This window comes from Bacteroidales bacterium (assembly GCA_014860575.1).
Lineage (GTDB): Bacteria > Bacteroidota > Bacteroidia > Bacteroidales > JAAYJT01 > JAAYJT01.
In genome coordinates this window covers 292,911-311,522 of record JACZJK010000016.1, presented here as the reverse complement: position 1 = coordinate 311,522, position 18,612 = coordinate 292,911, and the positions used below count along the sequence as shown (strand labels likewise).

Sequence of the window (18,612 nt, the reverse complement as noted above, 5' to 3'; positions counted from 1 at the left end):
TAAAGGGCTAAGAGACATGGAACAAGTTGGCAGTAGCAGTTGGCAGTTGGCAAAATGGCAACTTTGAAGCTCAAGTGAATGACTATTGTTTGACTACTGTATGACCATTGTATAAACTTCAATGCATTTCCGGCGGAAACAGTCTGGAACCCGGAACCTTGAACCTTGAACTTCTGACAAATGTCTGCGTACGTATATACAGCCCGTAAAATAGCCGAAATCACCCACGGGAAACTGTTTCCGGGGAACGATGTTGATGCGGCGATCCACCACCTGCTAATTGACAGCCGCAAACCGGTTTCCATTCAGGCCGATGTTTTTTTTGCTATTGTGACCCAACGAAACGATGGTCACAAATACATTCCTGAGTTAATTGAAAAAGGGATCCGCAATTTTGTTATCAGTTCAGAACCCAAACCTGAGTGGCTGCAAAGTAATGCCAGTTTTGTACTTGTTAATGATACCCTTGACGCACTTCAGGCACTTGCAGCTCACCGTCGCGGATTATTTAATATTCCGGTGATCGGGATTACAGGCAGTAATGGCAAAACCATTGTCAAAGAGTGGCTGTGGCAACTTATGGGCAACGACAGGCATGTGGTTCGAAACCCCAAAAGTTACAATTCTCAGATAGGGGTGCCGTTATCGGTATGGCAAATGGATGAAGGCCATGAACTTGGTGTTTTTGAGGCAGGGATTTCTCTACCCGGTGAAATGGAAAAGCTTGAAAAAATCATCCAACCAACGCTTGGTATTTTTACGAACCTCGGCCCGGCTCATGACGAAAACTTTGAATCCGGCCTTCAAAAAGCAAGTGAAAAACTTGAACTGTTCAGGAATTGCAATGAACTGATTTGTTGTGCCGATCAGAAACAAATTATCGAAGCTTACGACAGTTTGCAATGGAGTCGCAAACCACGGCTTATCACATGGAGCAGGCAAAACATTGCCAATCTGCAAATCCTTTCCTGCGAAAAACAAGAAAGCGGCACACATATAAAAGCTGTGTATAACAATTCAGAAATTGCGATCAATGTTCCATTTACCGATGAAGCCTCTGTGGAAAACGCCATTCATTGCTGGCTCACACTGCTGCACTTTGGGTTCGCAATTGAAATAATTGCCGAGCGGATGCTGCAATTACACCCGGTGGCCATGCGCCTCACGCTCAAGGAAGGCATCAACAATTGCTCGCTGGTTGACGACAGTTACAGTTCCGACCTTTCATCTTTGGGCATCGCCCTTGATTTCCTGCAGCAGCAAAACCAGCATCGCAGGAAAACGGTGATTTTGTCAGATATGCTGCAAAGCGGGCGCAATGAAGCAGATTTGTATGCCGAAATCGCCCAACTTATCAACAACAAAAACCCGAACCGTTTTATTGGAGTGGGGCCTGCCATGATGAGACAACAAGATAAATTCAAGGGAAATGCAGCATTCTTCGCCAGCACCAAAACCTTGTCGGAGGCGCTTCCGGCATTGGATTTCAGGGATGAAAGCATGCTGATAAAAGGCGCGAGGGTGTTTGGGTTTGAAAGGATCATACAAGCGCTGCAGCAAAAAACCCATGAAACCGTTTTGGAGGTGAACCTGGATGCATTGCTGCATAATCTGAATTTTTATCGCAGCAAACTAAGGCCCGGTGTGAAAACCATAGCCATGGTGAAAGCTTTTTCTTATGGCAGCGGCAGTTTTGAGATCGCCAATGTGCTGCAGTTTCACCGCGCTGACTATCTTGCGGTAGCTAATGCGGATGAAGGTGTGGAATTGCGCAAGGCCGGCATCAGGCTTCCCATTATGGTGATGAACCCCGAGGAACAAGGCTATGAATGGATTTTTAAATTTAATCTCGAACCTGAAATCTACAACCTTCGAACCCTCAGTTTGCTGGAACAGGCAAATGAACGGTTCGGAAAACCTTTGGATGCTCATTTAAAAATTCACATCAAGCTTGATACCGGCATGCACCGCCTGGGATTTGATGAAGGCGATATTTCGCAACTTATAAGTAGACTTAAGGATTCGAAATTTGAAGTTGCATCCGTTTTTTCACATCTTGCCGCCAGCGACGATCCCAATCACGATGGGTTCACATACCAGCAGATTGAAGCTTTTGAACGCATGTGCAGCGAACTGCAAACCGGATTGGGTTATGGCTTCCTGAAACATATCCTGAACACGGCCGGCATCGCCCGTTTTCCGCAGGCGCAACATGATATGGTGAGGTTGGGAATCGGGTTGTACGGCATCAGCAATCTTTCGGATGAACAGCCATTCCTGGAGCATGTGAGTACATTGAAAAGCATTATCTCGCAAATCAGGTTTATTTCTGCCGGATCAACCATAGGCTATAACCGGGAATTCAAAGCTGTAAAGGATATGCAGATTGCCATTGTGCCGGTAGGTTATGCCGACGGTCTCAGCCGCAGCCTGAGCAACGGAAAGTACAGTTTGCTGGTTCACGGAAAACCTGCTCCCATCACCGGCAATATCAGTATGGACATGTGCATGATTGATATAACGGACATTCCGGCCCACGAAGGTGATGAGGTGATCATTTTTTCTCCCTCCCACCCCATCACTGCCCTGGCAAAAGCCATGCAAACCATTCCTTACGAAGTACTTACTGGTATTTCAAGAAGGGTAAAACGGGTGTATTTTCAGGAATAAGGTACTTCTAAATCATTCAAATATTACCCTTTCCCGACCGGGATACTTTACCTCATACTGAAAGTTCAATTCTTTTTGCTCCTGTGGTGCAAGATTCAGTTCCCACGAAATTTTACCACTTTGTTCATCGTGTTTCGCGCCTGAAAGCTCTGTGATTGCTACAGAAATATCACTCACAACAGAAACGGGAACCTGATCGAAAACAGTGATCTTCACAGGCTGTGACTTTGTATTCCTCACTGTAATGTTGAATCCGCGGCTATCAAGCATGTTGCTGCCTAATATTCTTCTCCGTGAGAACTGCTCAACTTTTTCTCTTCTGACCACTATATTCTGATCGCGCCCCAGTGAAATAGCAAGCGTGTCCTGAATGGCCCTGGTATCAAGAATAGAGCGGCCAACATAGGTTTCTTCGTAATAAAGATTGGCTTCGCCCTGTAAAAGGTTATACTGATCCCAGTTGGTGATCCTTGCGATAAGAAAAGCATCCTTATCCACCTTTGGAACAACCTGGTAAGTATAATCGGCTTCAATCTGGTATTTGCGCAGATCAACTCCAAGTTTTTCCCCGCCCGATTTTACTGAATACGGTTCATCTACTTCAATTTCAACGGTTGTCTGGTATTCTTTCATGGTTGTTCTTACCGGCTGAGCAATCGCTTTTTGTTTAGGTATTGCATATGAGGTTACCTGCACACCAGCAACCCTTGAAGGCATGGAGCCAACAACAAATTCTTCGAGAGCCAGGGCGGCTAAATCAAGTGGGATATTAATATTTGCTGCATCAATTAAAATCTCTTTGGGTTTGTAACCTACAAAAGTAACCTGTAAATGTGTTGCATCCGGGGGAACCATGAGGTCATATCTCCCGTCAAAGTCGGAGGTTGTGCCTATGGATGTTCCCTTCACCACAACATTTGCAAAGGGAACCGGTTCGCGGGTTTGGGAATCAAAAACAACGCCACGCACTTGTTGGATATTTCCCGGAGCCATCGTTCCAGCACGATCACTGGAAATAGTTGTGTACCTGGCATAATTAAGCCGCCAGGGTTCAAGATTGGGAATTTGCCCGCTAAGCCTTGGATCGCCATTTGAGAACCTGAGTTTTACATTTTTCCAGTCAACTCCGGTGTTCTGAAAAACTTCTGCCTTATAGGTAAGTTCCAGCGGGCTTTCAATATCGCTTACCCTGATGTCGTATTTCGGGAACCACCCTGCATTGCCAACAATGTAATTGATAAAGAACTTTGCATCCAACTGTTTGTCGGATCTTACAAGGATTTCTATCTCACTGCTGGGCAGTTCAAGCTGATCGCTGATACCTTTCAGTTGATCCTGCAGCTTTTTTTGCTCATCCTTTTTAGAGACTATGCTGTTAGTGATTTTAATCTCTTCCAGCTTGATTTTTGAGATTTCAGTTTCGTAAAGTGTAAGCGCTTCTTTTAATTGGGTCAATGATACACCGGCATTTTCCTGGCCCATTGATCTGTTTACTGCAAGCAGGTTCAGCATTTCTTTCAGGACCTCAAGCCTTGCGTTATCATTCAAAATACTTAACGAAATCTTCTCGATGGCTAGATTCAAACTGTCGGCGGTTGCGTTGCGTTTCAACTCGCTCAGGAAGTTCATTTTATGGTTCACCGATAGAATTGTAAAATCGCCTTCAGCCTTTACCTGTATGCTCTGCTCTTCGAGGTGTGGCGAGAGGTCTTTCACCCTTACAAGTGTTTTGCCGGCTGGAATTGTAATCTTTCCGGTTTCAAATACCTGGGCGCCGTTTAAAAAAACGGTAACCTCTTCAATTTTTGTTGGCATTTCTTTTTCGGGACTGCTTTGTGCTACTAGTACCAAAGAGGTCATTAATGCTGCAAAAAATAAGGTTGTTTTCATCATGAGTGGGTTTTGTGGGGATAATAATAAATCTTTGAACACACAGAAAGTATGGCGTAAAGTTAAGAATTATGTCGAAAAAATATAGCCTGAAGAATATTTCAGGAATCAGTGTTGCACTAATCCTCAGCAGTTGATTTCCGGGCAATTCTATAAACCTGCAACTTAGTTGTGGGTTCCTGGTAAATGACCTCTACAATGGCCATTCCGGTTTTCGTAAAAGTTGCTTCAAGCTGTTCATAAACCCCAGGATTATAATGCTTGGCAATGGCTGTAATTTCAGAATATTTTTCAAGGAGTTCGCCAGCTTCATGGGGTTTGTCGAACCAATCGAAATAACTTCCCTTCCATTCTTTGAACAAGTATGTATCAGGATAAAGTTTATTCAGTACCGGTCCAAACCACTTGCTCCCGCCCGGAGTCATCAGCATCCCGAAAAACAGTCCGCTTTCTTTGCTGATATGCCAGTTATCGGCACTGAGCAGCAACGCTCCCCCGTTCAGGGCAAGATTATCCACATCGCTTATGATCTGTTGCTTATTCTCTTGCTTTTGTACCCTTATTTTCTTGTAAACCCGGTATTGGGTCACACTTATTGGATTGCTTAGAATTATTATGGCCGCTGCAGTGTAAAGCAGTGCTTCAAGCCACCTCTTTCTGTAAGAAATTATCTCGAGCAAAATCGTAAAAGAAAGATAAACAACAGCAAGCGTGAGAAGGGAATACGGGATGAGGTAGTAAGCCGCATAATGTTTTGAGATGGCCAGTATACCCAATACCATTGCTGAACCAATGGCGGCCAATGCCAATAAATATTTTTTGTTCTTGATCCTCCGGTAGAAAACCGGAAGCAGTGAAATAATTAATACAAAAGCTGCCAGCGCCAGCGCATAGATCAAGTGTTTTTCTGACTGGTAAATGGATTTCAGGTTCGCGAAAAACTGGTTCGGATCAAGTACATTGGCTTCACCGCTTCCATATTTTCCACTGTGCATTACAATGGATTTTATCCATTCAAAAAATGCCTTCCCTCTTTTCAGTAAAGGGAATGTGAATACGATAAAGGAAATCACCATAGCTGCCAGATAATGCAGTTTTTTTTTGAAACCGCCAAGCAGGAAAAGCGGTATGACCAGGAAGGGACCAAAGGTGAACTTCAGTGAAATTCCGAACCCAATGATTATACCGTAAATAATTGCCCTGTTCGAAAGAAAGCTGCTCTCATTTAACTTACCATGAATATCCACAACAATCACGGCAACCAGCATCACTACAACGGCTATAAAAAAGGGTTCGGGCATATAGCGTTCAAGCGATGAGAAAACTGATTCGGCCACAAAGGGTGAGATTTGCAGAAATAACACGGCTGCAAGATTCCCTGTTTTTCGATACATCCACAAGCCGGCAATAAAAACTACTGCTGCAATCAGGACGATCATGCTTAGATTGATGGCATTCAAATAAATATCAGGATTTTGCATGACGTCTTCAACGAAAGGGCCTGGTAATCGAAACAGGTGAACAATCCTCGACACTATGGCTGCCAACACTATCAAGGGGGTTCCGGGATGGTCGGTAAATAGGTTGATTTTGCCCTGGGCCAACAGCACTCCACTGTACAAATAGCTGAACTCGGGGTCAATGGCGAAGATTGAAAACCCGCCGTTGATTTTTCTTAGCGTGAAGCCTATCACGACTAAAACTACCGGAACAATCAATAATGATAATACCGGTAAGCCTGTGCGTAAATAATTCTGAGTTTTCTGCATGGTGCTGGTTTCCGGAAATTTTAGCTGAATGGGTTCCGGACAAAATATTTGCTGCAAAGCTAAAGTTCTGTGGCGAATGTAACAAACCATGAAGCACTGAATATTGTCTTTCGGCAGTTTAAATAAACTCCTACTTTTGCGCATCCATTGTAGCTTTGAGAATACTGGAAATTGAATATTTTACAAACCCATCACTCCACTGGATTGCACAAAGAGCCACTCATGAGAAAAAAGATCGAAGAAATTCTGGAAAACAAATGCTTTGTTTTTGTATTGCTTCTGTTGCTATTAGCCGTATTTGCTGTCATTGCAAGCATCTCGCAGGGAAGTCATGGCGGCGGCGACGATTGGCACCACCACCGCATTTCACGATATGCTTTCCAGTACCCTCATTATTTTCTGGATCACTGGGGAAAACCCATCTTCACATTGTTAAGCAGCCCTTTTTCGCAATATGGGCAGTTGGGTACGAAACTTTACAATGTAATTTGTGGAATTCTGGCAGCATTTTTTGCATACAAACTTGCCCGGGGGCGTGATCTTCAGAACCCCTTGCTGATGGTGTTTTTCGTTCTCTTTGCCCCTATTTACGCGGCTTTAATGCCAAGTTCAATGACCGAGATAACCGGCAGTCTGATCCTTGTGCTTGCTGTGTATCTTTATTTCAGGGATCTCCCGTTGTGGTCGGCCATAGTCATCTCATTCATTCCTTTTGCGCGAACCGAAGGTTTACTCATATTGCCACTTTTTTTAATCGCCTTCATGCTGCGACGTCAATGGCGACACATTCCGTGGCTTATAACTGCAACAATTATTTATTCCCTGGTAGGTTGGTTTCATTTTAAGGACTTGTTTTGGGTGTTTACAAAGATTCCATATCATTCCGGATCATTTTCAATTTATGGCAGCGGCAGCATTTTGTACTATATCAACCGAACAAAATTCATCTGGGGCTTACCACTAGCATTTTTAATGATTCCAGGGATAGGCGTGCATTTTTACGATCTGATCCGCTCACGTTTTTCGCTAAAGGAAAAACACATTGATGAATTTCTCCTGATATTTCTACCGTTGGCCGGCATCCTTGCTTTTCACTCGCTGGCCTGGTACCTGGGCACAGGGGCACTTGCCCTCGATCGTTTTATGGTGTTGACCATCCCGCTGGCTGCATTTTTTGCATTGAAAGGCTACAACTTGATTGAAAGACTGCTGTCGTTCCGGAATTTCTGGTTGCAGTTAGTTTTAAAGTTCGTTGTGGTCTATTTCATTGTCATAACACCATTCAATATTTACAGATTCCCTGTTCCTCTAGGTGAGTCGGACATGGTGCTTCGTGATGCAATGGCCTGGATTAAAAACCAGGGACTTGACTCAAATAAAATATATTATTTTCACCCTTCAATTTTTCTTTTCGTGGATATTGACCCCCACGACCGGCAACTGATTCAGGAGTTTATTCCTGACAATGAAAACCCCGGCAACAAGATGGAACCTGGAAGCCTGCTGATCTGGGATGCGCATTATTCAGCAAACGAAGGGCGTTTGCCTGTGGAACGTGTTATTGAAAGCGGCAATTTTGAGCAGTTAATGGTGTTCAGGCCCAAAAACCCGTTTAAAGTGATAGGTAACCGTGATTTTGAGATATATGTTTTTCAGAAAAAGCCTGATTAATGTTTACCAATTCTTGTGATCTTAAAATCATCGAAGTAAAGGGGTTCTGATCCGTTGTTCCAGAGGTAAACCTTCAACAATCCCTGAACTCCTTCTGGAATTGTGACTTCTGTTTCAATTTTGGCCCAGCCGTTCTCATCAATTTCGACTACTTTGCGAACCACATTATAAAATGAAGTTTCTTTCTGAGCAGCAAAAACCATCCTGCCTTCAGAATCCGCGGGATATTTCCAGGCAGAAAGCAAATATGTTTCCCCTTTCCTGGCTCTTAGTTGAAAATCGGAACCATATTGTTCATCAGCGGTAAGTTTCAGTGAGTAGCTACCTGATTTTGCCATCTCGTCCGAACGCAAATGGGGCTTACCTAAAAAGAATCGCTGATCAGTTGAGAAAAAGAACTTTCCATCACTGGTAAGTATTTCGTAATCGCATTTTAATGATTCAGGAATTGTGTTTTTTGATTGAGGAATAATGGCAGCAATCCCCTCCATTGCCTTTTTGGAATCAGGTTGCTCCAATAAATCCCAATAATAAAAACCTGGCTTCACTTTCCAGAATGAATTCCAGTAGGCAGCTTTTGTCATGGAATCATAATGCAGCGCCCCATAGTAATATTGAACGGTGTGGAAGGCTCCCTGAAGTACAAACAAAATCATCATTGTAATTAGAAAGTTTCTCAGAATTAACTTCTGTTCGCTGCACCATTCCACAAACGCAGCAAACGGGAATGCAAGCAAAGGATAGTAATCAATCATGGCACGGCCACCGAATGAGCCGCCATACCACCACGACCACCAAGAATAAATAATATAAACAGTTACCACAATAATAATGAACAATGGCAAGAAAAACTGTCTTTGACGGCGATAAAGCGCTACAAATCCAATAATTGAAAAGATCATTACCGGTGCGTACAGCAGCCATCCTTTCCGGTAGCTGAACAAGCCATTCAATATTTGTGGGTTGTTGAAAAAGAACTGTTCGCCCGGGTATGAAAAGTAAAACAACTGGCCTGTTTGATGTTTCCAATAAATCATTTGTGGAACCCAAACAAGTAGCGCTGCAGCCAGCATAATCAATACATGTTTCCATCTTTTAAGAAAAAACACAACCCTGTTTCCCAATTCGAGAAAGCTAGTTACCCCTATCAGGATCAACACTAAAATAATAAGGATGTTGGTCGGGCGAACCAGGATGATAAGCCCGGTTACCAATCCTAAGAGCAGGCTATCTTTTATGGTTTGCTTTTCGTGCCAACGGAGAGTTAGATAAAGAAAAAGTGAAAAAAGAAAGAAATTATACACATGTGGCATGGTTGCCTCAAAAGTGCTGTAGTATAGCAAATTGGTTCCAAAAAACAGGGCAAGCAAAGTGAATGCAACAACCCAGTTAGAAAAATATCTGCTGAGGATGTTCCGAAGCAGTACCATACCCAGAATCAGATAAACAAACCCGCCCCAGATTAGGAAAAATTTGTAGGGCTGTGAAAATCCGTCGGCCGGGTGGTTGGTTATAAAAGCTGTGGCATGTCCAAGCATAAAAGCAGGCAAATAAAGAATTGATAAGCCCATAGAGGTTTTAATCACCTTTTTGCCTTCAGGTGTATAAACAGGCCAAAACCGGTTTCCATGTTGTCCGTATTCCGTATCAATAAAATCAAGTGTCAGATCACCATGAATAAAAGTCGCCGGTAAATAGGCGTAATAGCTGATAACATCCCATGCAATCACACGGTTATCCCTCTCCCAATACCTGATATTTGTGTTAATTATCAAAGCAACCAATGCGATGAGGATGATGGCCCATTTTGAAGCATTGAACCGACGTGCAGAGTTGCCAATTGATTGAAAGACTCCATACTTGAAAACTGTGAGCAAGATCTTTATCCCGTCAATATTCCGAAGCTTTTTACCTTCTCCTTCATTTCGTGGGAAATACCGTACAGGAACCTCGGCAATATTGTTTCGCTTTAGCCGCAGCGCTTTGATAAGCAGTTCAGCTTCGAACCCAAAGCGGTTTTCTTTCATCTCGATGCGGTTGTAGAGATCTTTCTTGAAAAGCTTATACCCGCAAGCCATGTCGGTGAGTTTCACATCAATAATTGCTGATGTAAGGAAGGTGAAAAACCTGTTTGCAAGGTATCGGCGATAAGATGACAAGGGGCGGTTCACACCGGCCATATAGCGTGAGCCGTTCACAAATTCAACGCCCAGCTCTTGCATGGCATTTAGTAATGTGGGAATATCATCAACAGCAAGTTCAAGATCGGCATCGCGCACCAAGTAAGTATCGCCGTTGGCTTTGCTGATGCCGGTTCTGACCGCTGCGCCTTTTCCCATATTTATTTCATGCCGGTGCAGGCTGATCTGTTGGTTTTTCTTTAAATATTCCTGAACAATCCCAAATGATTTATCACTGGAGCAGTCGTCAACTACTACAATTTCATAGTGTTCAACAAATTGGGGGAATTCAAGTTTAAGCAGTTCGTCGAGCAGGATACCTACGGTTTCCTGCTCGTTGTACATGGGGATGATAATACTAAGGTGCATGAAATTTTACTTAAGCTGAAATTTGTTTGTTCCGGGATCAAAAATATAGGTTTTTTCTGGTCTGGCAGCGAGGAAATAATTCCAGTTTGTACCAATCTCATCCAGGCTTTCATTCAAAGCTGTTTCCAGTGGTGCAGGTTCGAAACCGAGATCGGCTTTAATGGCGGACGTATCAAGGTTTGAATCCTGGAGTATTCCCTTCACATGCTCGGCGGTAAACATTGGCACTTTCTGAACCTTCTGAAAAAACTTGCCAAGCATGAAAGCCACAAATGCCGGGATAAAAGCAAAAATCCTTTTCTTTTGGTAATGTTTCAGGATCAGACGAATAAAACTACGGAAGGAGATCACTGTATCGCCGGCTATTTCATACACCTTGCGTTTCGCCTTTTCCGATCCGATGGAATCCACAATGACCCTGGCAAAGTCTTTCACATAAATCGGGTGCTGGGTTTCCTTTCCGGTTCCGATCAGGGGAACAAGCAATGGAAAACGAAAAACGTTTTTCAGAACCCGGTTCAGTCCCAGGCTTTCGGGTCCCAAAATCATGGCCGGAATAAAAACGGAGTAATCCAGTTCCGATTCCATTAACAATTCCTGACCCTTTAGCTTGGTGATTCCGTAGGGTCCTTTTATCTTTTTCAGAACCACTACGCTGCTGATCTGGATAAATCTCCTGATTCCATGTAAACGGCAAAAGTCTATCATATTTACCACACCCTGCGCATTTACTTTGAAATTGGCCTCGTAGTCGGAGCTGCCGAGCAATGCTGCCGCATTTACCAGTGCGATGACAATCTTTCCGGATATGGCTTCTTTTAAAGCGAGTTGTTGCTCCGCCGGCTCAGTAATATCAATATCCACATACTCCATGAGTTCATGACTGATAATCACAGAGGCATAGTGCGGGTACTTGCAGGCAATAACGCCATGACCTCTTTGTAAAAGTTCGCGGGCTACGTAAGACCCCAGGTAACCATTGGCCCCGGTTAGGATCACATAATTAGTCATAGTTGTATTTTCGGGTTTTATAGAGTAAGAACTGCCCTGCGATTAAGGATATTAAACCACCGCCAATCTGGGCAACAAGAACTACCAGGAAAGAAAATGCCAGCACCATACCCTGGCTGAAAGACTGGAAAACATATAAGAATATAAGCTCGCGGGTTCCAAGGCCCATAATGGTAACAGGAAGCATATTCAGCAATCCGGAAACGGCAACTGCCCCTGAAATCCAAATAAACCCGGCTTCAATCCCTGCTGAAAGGCCCAGGAAATAACACGATACAAAATAGCTAAGGTTAGAAACCAGGCTTAGTACTAGTATCCAGGTTGTGGTGTAAGCAGAATAGCGCCTTCCTTCCAGATTTAGTTCTCTCCATTTTCCAGGAAAGCGATGAAAAAATTTATTTAACTGCTTTGTGAAGAACCGAGAAGCCAGTATAAGAAAAGAAATCAATAGCACCATCGCTCCCCCGGCAATTACAAACCAACCAATAACCGGCTGCATCTCAATATAATAACCCGACAATACTGATAAGCCCGCCAGACCTACAAAGATCCCGATATCAATTCCCCTTTCGGCCAGCACCCGGAAGCCTGCGCCAAGTATGTTGTTTCGTCCGCTTTCATGGCCGGCTTTGAGCAAATCGCCCATGCGGCCTGGTGTGACTACACCAATAGCATAACTTTCGTAAAAGCGGCCCAAACTCAGCGCCCAAAATTTCCATGCTGTTTTTCCATCGTTCATCAGGTGCCAACGTATTCCTTTGGTCAGTAATACAATGAATTGAAAAAAAACACCTAAAAGCAGCAAACGGATATTTGTTGAAAGCAAGGCCTGGCCAATTGCCCTGAGATCAACCCTGAAAAGTATGACTACAAACAACACAACGCCCAACAATCTTAGGGCGTTAAAAATTCGTTTCCCGGTTTTTTGTTGCTTTGATCCGGTGGTCATCTGATTTGGCTTTTTGAAATCAATATCTTAATATTTCGCTGCGCTGCAGCTATGTATTAACAAATAGTTTAACAGCTACAAATGTTAAGCTGCGCTGCAGCAATTATTTTCTCTTCTTACTTGTTTCTTGCAAAATACAATTAATCTGCAGCGGCAGAGCCGCGCAATATTTGTAGTAAAATAATCCAGAACCAATTAAATCTCCGCAGGGGCGCAATATTATAATCCGTCTTCACAAATCCTGTCGTTTTATGTTTTTAGTTGATTTTTTCCAGATAGTACGGCTGCGTTCAAACAATTTTCCGATAAAAACCGGCGAAAACTGCTCAACCAGCCATCGTGCCGGAGCAGTAGCAAGCACAAGAAACATCAGATCAATAATTACTTCCATCAAATAACGGGAAAGGCTGAAACCTTTTATTTCATATCCATAATCCGGAACCGTCATGCCCATCATTTTCATGAATTTTACACGGATGAAAGCCCCGCGTTTTTTCAGATCATATCCATGTGAGTGCATGGCAATGGATTCTACCAATGTAATAGGCGTAAGTTCCAGAAACCCTTCTTTTTTCATTTTCTGAAGCAATGCTTCTCCCTTTGCCGAGCGGGCAATGATCATTGAAAATCCTTTCCCACGTTCCTCATACACCGGGGCCCAGGCATCCCCGCCTGAAACATCGGTAAATTCGTTAGTGAGATCCGTACAGATCAGGCTATTTTTTACAATGTGAAACGGGATCAGATAGTTAGCATGGAATTTTTTAAGCTGCAACACCCTGCCACTTGCCAATTCTACCCGCATATTGCCGGGCCATTCACCATGACGGAAGTAAAGCTTTTGGATTTGTGTATAATCATGTTCGCCATAGGATCGCATAAAACTGCGCACCGATGAAAAGTGCAAGGTATTTCCATAAAAAGGTCCAAACACGTATTTTATATTCCGAACCCAGGGATGATCCATCCTTTGCAATGCGCGTATGGACTGCACCTGCCCGGGAAGCCCCACATAAGCAAGCTTGCCTTTGAATTCTCGAATTTCAGGCAGGATTTCGTTTACGGAACTTATGATGTATTTGCTTTGGGCCGATGCAAGGATTTCCGCTTCGGTGGTTGCAATAAAAGCCTGGGTAAGCCAGGGTTTTATTTTCGACATGCCCAGCACTACTGCCCCGTCAATTTCACCGGTTCTGAGCAAATAAACCAGCATGGAAGTGATAATGCCTCCACTTGCAGCGTTCAGACGGATTGCCGGATCGGTACAGAAACCGATACTGATTTCACGGTAGGCGCCGGTATAAATGTGCGATGGTGTTTCTTTCCCGAAGAAATGCCCGCGGTTCTCGGGAAAATCAAAGGCTTTTCCGCTGCACGCCTTTAAAATGGTTTGCATGGTTTCGGCATCCGGCGATCCATTGATCTGGGGCAGGTAGCGTTCTTCTTTATTTCCGAACACTATTTTTCCGCCCGACAAACCTACACAGCTGCCGCAGCGGTTGCATAGCCCGCCATTGATCACTTTCTGTAATTCCTTAATCCCGCTCACAAATATAAAATTGACGGATTCCCAGGTTGGCAATCCATGTTCCCTTGTATTTTTTTATGATCCTTTCGCCAAAATCCTGCATACTTGTCGGGCCCACCGGTATCAGCACGCTACCGTAATGGTCAAGCAGTTTCCATTTTGTAATCTTCAACATTTGCTTCACTTCATCCGGATGGGGAAAGCGATGAGGCCCTTCGCCGTGACCGCCAAAAAGGAAAGTGTAAATCTGGTAAGGTAATTCCGCTGATGATGGCGGACAACTCAATACCATCCTGGAACCGGGCCTGGCAACCCTGAACAATTCTTCAAGAAACTTCATGGGTTCAGCCACATGCTCGAGGGTTTCCAGGGTTAGAATACTATCGAAATATCCGTCAGTAAAAGGCAAACTTGAATAAGTGCTGATTTTTTGCTGCTGAATCTGAGGGCGCAAACGCAGCGCCTCTTTCATTAAACCAGCGGAGATTTCAAGGTTGATGACTTCCGATTCCGGTTCAGCACGCCGGATGTAATCATCGGCTTCTGCATCGCGGCTTGAAATATTAAGAACGCGCTGTCCGGCCTGAAGTTTGAGATGAATGATGCTTTCTTTAAACCGCTGATCATGTGCCTGCTTCACTTTTTCGTTTTCGGCAACATATTTATGCGCCACAATGTCCCAATGTGCTTCCACATCCCTGTCGTTCCACTTATGCTTGAATTCCTTTGAGATCATATTCACGATACCCTGCGGTTCATAATGGCAATCTGGTCGGCGATCAGTCCAATAAAGAATAAGAACATACCCAGCATGGTAAGCAGGGTGGCGCTGTTGGCAAAACGTCCTACAAAAATATATGCATAAATTCCCCAAAGAATACCAAGTGTGGTTACAATAATACTGAATGGGAAAAAGATTTTCAGGGGATTGAAAAGCATGATAATCCGGAAAAGCAGAAGCATGGTTTTACTGCCATCGCGGACAAACTTTACATTGCTTGGTCTTCCCTGGCGTTCGGCCACCATAATTGGCAAGGTGCCTATTGAATAGCCTTCCTTGATGAAAGCCATGGTGCTGGTGGTGCTGAACGAAAAACCGTTGGGCATCATGTGCAGCATGCTTTTGATGAGTTCGCGGTCGAAACCACGCAAACCGGAATTAAAATCAGGAAGTTTCTGGTCAAAAAGATACTCCCCTACTTTGCGGATCAGTTTTTTTCCGCCCTGCCGGTTCTTCACCTGGAAGGAATCCGAAGTGCGCTCGCCAATCACCAACTCATGCTCATCAAGTAATGCAGCGATTTTGGGGATATACTCAGGATCATGTTGGCCATCACTGTCGAGCATGATAATCTTCTTACCTTTTGCTTTGCGGATGCCCGTCTTAAGTGCAGCTCCATACCCTATGTTGGTATGATGCCTCAACAGGCGAACCGGAAATTTCTTAACGATTTCGGCGGTTGAATCGCTGCTGCCGTCGTCAATAACAATAACTTCATAAGATTGATGGTAGCCCAGTACGACAATTTTTTCAAGCAGGGTTGCAATGCCTTCGGCTTCGTTATAGGCAGGTATTACAACTGAAATGACGGGAGTTTCAGGCATCGGATTAAGTTGAGTTCGAAATGAGCTGGCAAAGATAATGCTTTGCTAAACAATGATCAGGAAATAACATGTGATCCTTAGCGGGCTTAATAACTACTTCTGCACACAGGTTAACTTTGCTTGAAATGAAATGGTTTATCAGGTTTAGAGAGTTTAGAGAGTTTAGGGGGTTTAGGGAGTCTAAAACGTTACGCGAGATTTTAATCCTCAAAAAACCACAAAGCATAAAGGGCTTAAATTAATTTCGCTTTCGGTTCAGCAGATAAATAAAGTATTTTTGCGCCTGAATAAATTATTGACCATGACACACTGCCGGAAACTTTCTATCCTGATCCCAGCTTATAATGAAGAACCCACTATTCATCTCATTCTTGATAAGGTAATTGATGTGCAACTGATCAATAATATTGAAAAGGAAATTGTAATTGTGAATGACTGCTCAAAGGATAAAACAAAGGAAAAAATTGAAGCCTATATTGCAACCCACCCCTCAACAAATTTTCTTTTTTACTCGCAACCGGTTAACCGGGGAAAAGGCGCTGCCATTCACAAAGCAATAGAACTTGCAACCGGCGATCATGTAATTGTGCAGGATGCAGATCTCGAATACGATCCCAATGAATACAACCTCTTACTGAAACCGGTTATTGATGGAGTTGCCGATGTTGTTTACGGTTCGCGGTTCGCAGGTGGAAACCCACACCGGATTCTGTTTTTCTGGCATACCATCGGCAACAAGTTTCTCACTTTCCTGTCAAATATGTTCACCAATCTGAACCTCACCGACATGGAAACCTGCTATAAATTGTTCAGGTCGGATATAATCAAAAAAATCTACTTCAGGGAGAACCGCTTTGGGTTCGAACCGGAAGTGACATCGAAGATTTCAAGAATAAAGAACATCCGGATTTATGAAGTAGGCATTTCCTACTATGGCCGAACTTACGATGAAGGGAAAAAGATTGGCGCCAGGGATGGTTTCCGGGCAATTTACTGCATACTGAAATACAATATCTTTAGTCGCAGGATGTTTAAGTAGGATGTTGAGTGGAATGCTCATTTATGATATAGACCGATAATGACAAAATCAGGGAATCGGGTCAGTCTGCTGCTAATGCTCTTAATAGCACTAAGTTTTTCTGCTATCAGATTTGCCAATCCACCGAACAATAATATATCGTACGATTATTACGGCTCTTACCTTTATTTACCAGCGCTTTTTATTTACGACGACATCGGCATCAGGAACTTTGAAGTAATTGACAGCCTTAACAGTATTTACAACAATACGCCGATGTTTTACCAGTTCAGCGCCGGAAGCGATGGCCAACTGGTAATACGTTTTTTTGCAGGCATGTCTTACATGTTCTTACCGGGTTTTTTTACAGGGCATATCATAGCCCTTTTGACCGATTATCCGGCCGATGGTTTTTCCCTCCCTTACCAGCGGGCATTGCTTGTAAGCGGAATGATCATTTCACTGCTGGGATTATTTTTTGCGCGAAAAATACTGCTGCGGTTTTTTGATGATGTTACCACAGCCTTATCATTGTTTTTTCTTTTTGTAGGTTCAAACCTAATTTTCTTTTATACTTACGGTAATGATGCCCCACATCTTTATCTGTTTACACTTTATACTATTTTTATCTGGCTTACCATCCGCTGGCATGATAAGCCGGGAACCGGTAAGGCTGCATTAATGGGGCTTGTTACCGGGCTGATCATTGTTTCACGTCCCAGTGAAATGATTTCACTCATCATTCCTTTAGCCTGGGGAGTTTATAATTGGAGGACTTTCAGGCAAAAAGTTGTATTATTAGTTCAGAATTACCACCATCTGCTAATAGCCCTGCTTATTATAATCTTAACTGTATTGCCGCAAATTATTTACTGGAAGGTAGTAACAGGGAGTTTTTTCTTTTCTCCTTACGATGATCCTTCCTCCACGCTAAAGCTCTCCGACCCTCAATTTACCAGTGTGCTTTTTGGTTTCCGTAAAGGCTGGTTTATTTATGCTCCAATGATGATTTTTACTGTTGTGGGATTGCTGATGATGTTCAGAAAATATCCGGGATATGCCTTGCCCCTTTTAATCTTTGTAGTTTTAAATACCTACCTGATTGCATCATTCACCAGCCTTATCAGTTTTGGATGGCGGGCGTTTATTCAATCCTACGCAATGCTCATCCTGCCGATGGGGGTCTTTATAAATTTTGTGATCACAAGGAAAAAAATCCTGCGAGCCATACTATTACTGATTTTGATTCTTCTTACCCTATTGCATCTTTTCAAAACCTATCAGTTGGTAATTGGGGTGATTGATGGTTCGCGCATGACGAAAGAGTATTTTTTTGCAACTTTTTTTTCACGCCAGGCTTCGCCCGAAGACAAGAAGTTACTGCTTATCGAACGGCCACATAGCGATGTTGAAGTACTCGAAAATGAAGAAGACTACAACTATCAGTTATTGAAAACACTAGATTTTGAGATCCCACTGAAAGGAAGAGATGCTTTTTATGATACCATTATTGTTTATAAAGGCCTCCATTCATTGAGGATGGATAATACAAATCCATATTCCGATGGATATGCAACTACTTTTAACGAACTGACAGATAATTACTATGCATGGATTAGGGCAAGCGCCTGGGTTTTTGCACCTGATACTGTATCAATGAAGCAATTGCGGCTGGTTGTTCAATTTGATAATGAAGGGAAAATCTATAAATACCGTAGCACCCTTTTGAGCGATGAAAAGTTTGCGGCTCAAGCCGGTAAGTGGAGCAAAATACAAATAGATTATCTTACCCCAGAAGTGGTTTCAAAAGATGACAGGCTGAAAGTCTATTTATGGTATGAAGGAAAAGAACCGGTTTACGTGGATAATCTCAAGATCGAATTATTCGACAGATAACCCTATTGATCTCCATTTCCCTGTTTACATAACTGATGTATAACCATTGATTGACT

The 18,612-nt window shown here is 43.2% G+C and carries 12 protein-coding genes; 4 read left to right on the top strand and 8 right to left on the bottom strand.

Translation table 11 applies throughout. The annotated features are described in order from the left end of the window. The first annotated feature begins 180 nt into the window (after nt 1-180). Complete coding sequence (locus tag IH597_04095; protein ID MBE0661629.1) at nt 181-2,670, top strand: bifunctional UDP-N-acetylmuramoyl-tripeptide:D-alanyl-D-alanine ligase/alanine racemase; 2,490 nt, start codon at nt 181-183, stop codon at nt 2,668-2,670. Between the two features lie 12 nt (nt 2,671-2,682). Here the strand turns inward: IH597_04095 and IH597_04090 are convergent, their stop codons facing one another. After that, nucleotides 2,683-4,560, bottom strand: coding sequence for a mucoidy inhibitor MuiA family protein (locus tag IH597_04090; GenBank protein MBE0661628.1), 1,878 nt, complete (start codon nt 4,558-4,560; stop codon nt 2,683-2,685). Nucleotides 4,561-4,679: 119 nt separating this feature from the next. Beyond that, a complete protein-coding gene (locus IH597_04085) occupies nt 4,680-6,329 on the bottom strand; it encodes a hypothetical protein (protein MBE0661627.1) in 1,650 nt (549 codons plus the stop codon). A 222-nt stretch (nt 6,330-6,551) separates the two neighbouring features. Here IH597_04085 and IH597_04080 point away from each other — a divergent pair, with 222 nt between their 5' ends. Continuing rightward, the gene (locus IH597_04080; protein MBE0661626.1) at nt 6,552-8,000 is read left to right on the top strand and encodes a hypothetical protein; all 1,449 of its coding nucleotides are present in this window, start codon (nt 6,552-6,554) and stop codon (nt 7,998-8,000) included. Here IH597_04080 and IH597_04075 read toward each other — a convergent pair. The 6 genes from IH597_04075 to IH597_04050 all read right to left on the bottom strand — a co-directional run bounded on the left by IH597_04075 (nt 7,997) and on the right by IH597_04050 (nt 15,642). Continuing rightward, nucleotides 7,997-10,549 carry a glycosyltransferase family 2 protein gene (locus IH597_04075; protein MBE0661625.1) on the bottom strand — a complete coding sequence of 851 codons (2,553 nt, stop codon included), beginning with the start codon at nt 10,547-10,549 and terminating at the stop codon, nt 7,997-7,999. The two genes, IH597_04080 and IH597_04075, sit on opposite strands and share 4 nt — an antisense overlap. A 6-nt stretch (nt 10,550-10,555) precedes the next feature. Then, nucleotides 10,556-11,560: an NAD-dependent epimerase/dehydratase family protein gene (locus tag IH597_04070; GenBank protein MBE0661624.1), complete on the bottom strand. Its 1,005-nt coding sequence runs from the start codon at nt 11,558-11,560 to the stop codon at nt 10,556-10,558. Then, nucleotides 11,553-12,509: a flippase-like domain-containing protein gene (locus tag IH597_04065; GenBank protein MBE0661623.1), complete on the bottom strand. Its 957-nt coding sequence runs from the start codon at nt 12,507-12,509 to the stop codon at nt 11,553-11,555. Before IH597_04065 ends, IH597_04070 begins: the two co-directional genes overlap by 8 nt. A 232-nt stretch (nt 12,510-12,741) precedes the next feature. Further along, nucleotides 12,742-14,058 carry a Coenzyme F420 hydrogenase/dehydrogenase, beta subunit C-terminal domain gene (locus tag IH597_04060; GenBank protein MBE0661622.1) on the bottom strand — a complete coding sequence of 439 codons (1,317 nt, stop codon included), beginning with the start codon at nt 14,056-14,058 and terminating at the stop codon, nt 12,742-12,744. Next, nucleotides 14,045-14,779, bottom strand: a complete 735-nt coding sequence (locus IH597_04055; GenBank protein ID MBE0661621.1) for a methyltransferase domain-containing protein — start codon at nt 14,777-14,779, stop codon at nt 14,045-14,047. Before IH597_04055 ends, IH597_04060 begins: the two co-directional genes overlap by 14 nt. Next, complete coding sequence (locus IH597_04050; protein MBE0661620.1) at nt 14,776-15,642, bottom strand: glycosyltransferase family 2 protein; 867 nt, start codon at nt 15,640-15,642, stop codon at nt 14,776-14,778. The genes IH597_04055 and IH597_04050 overlap by 4 nt, the downstream gene beginning before the upstream one ends. Before the next feature lie 301 nt (nt 15,643-15,943). Here IH597_04050 and IH597_04045 point away from each other — a divergent pair, with 301 nt between their 5' ends. Then, entirely contained in the window at nt 15,944-16,681 is a 738-nt protein-coding gene (locus IH597_04045; GenBank protein MBE0661619.1) for a glycosyltransferase family 2 protein, read from the top strand. A gap of 75 nt (nt 16,682-16,756) precedes the next feature. Further along, complete coding sequence (locus tag IH597_04040) at nt 16,757-18,556, top strand: hypothetical protein (protein MBE0661618.1); 1,800 nt, start codon at nt 16,757-16,759, stop codon at nt 18,554-18,556. Nucleotides 18,557-18,612: the final 56 nt, after the last annotated feature.

Coding starts and splice junctions, on each gene's coding strand:
- IH597_04080 (MBE0661626.1), top strand. CDS start 6,552: ATGAGAAAAAAGATCGAAGAAATTCTGGAAAACAAATGCTTTGTTTTT.
- IH597_04075 (MBE0661625.1), bottom strand. CDS start 10,549: ATGCACCTTAGTATTATCATCCCCATGTACAACGAGCAGGAAACCGTA.
- IH597_04090 (MBE0661628.1), bottom strand. CDS start 4,560: ATGAAAACAACCTTATTTTTTGCAGCATTAATGACCTCTTTGGTACTA.
- IH597_04070 (MBE0661624.1), bottom strand. CDS start 11,560: ATGACTAATTATGTGATCCTAACCGGGGCCAATGGTTACCTGGGGTCT.
- IH597_04065 (MBE0661623.1), bottom strand. CDS start 12,509: ATGACCACCGGATCAAAGCAACAAAAAACCGGGAAACGAATTTTTAAC.
- IH597_04050 (MBE0661620.1), bottom strand. CDS start 15,642: ATGCCTGAAACTCCCGTCATTTCAGTTGTAATACCTGCCTATAACGAA.
- IH597_04040 (MBE0661618.1), top strand. CDS start 16,757: ATGCTCTTAATAGCACTAAGTTTTTCTGCTATCAGATTTGCCAATCCA.
- IH597_04095 (MBE0661629.1), top strand. CDS start 181: ATGTCTGCGTACGTATATACAGCCCGTAAAATAGCCGAAATCACCCAC.
- IH597_04045 (MBE0661619.1), top strand. CDS start 15,944: ATGACACACTGCCGGAAACTTTCTATCCTGATCCCAGCTTATAATGAA.
- IH597_04085 (MBE0661627.1), bottom strand. CDS start 6,329: ATGCAGAAAACTCAGAATTATTTACGCACAGGCTTACCGGTATTATCA.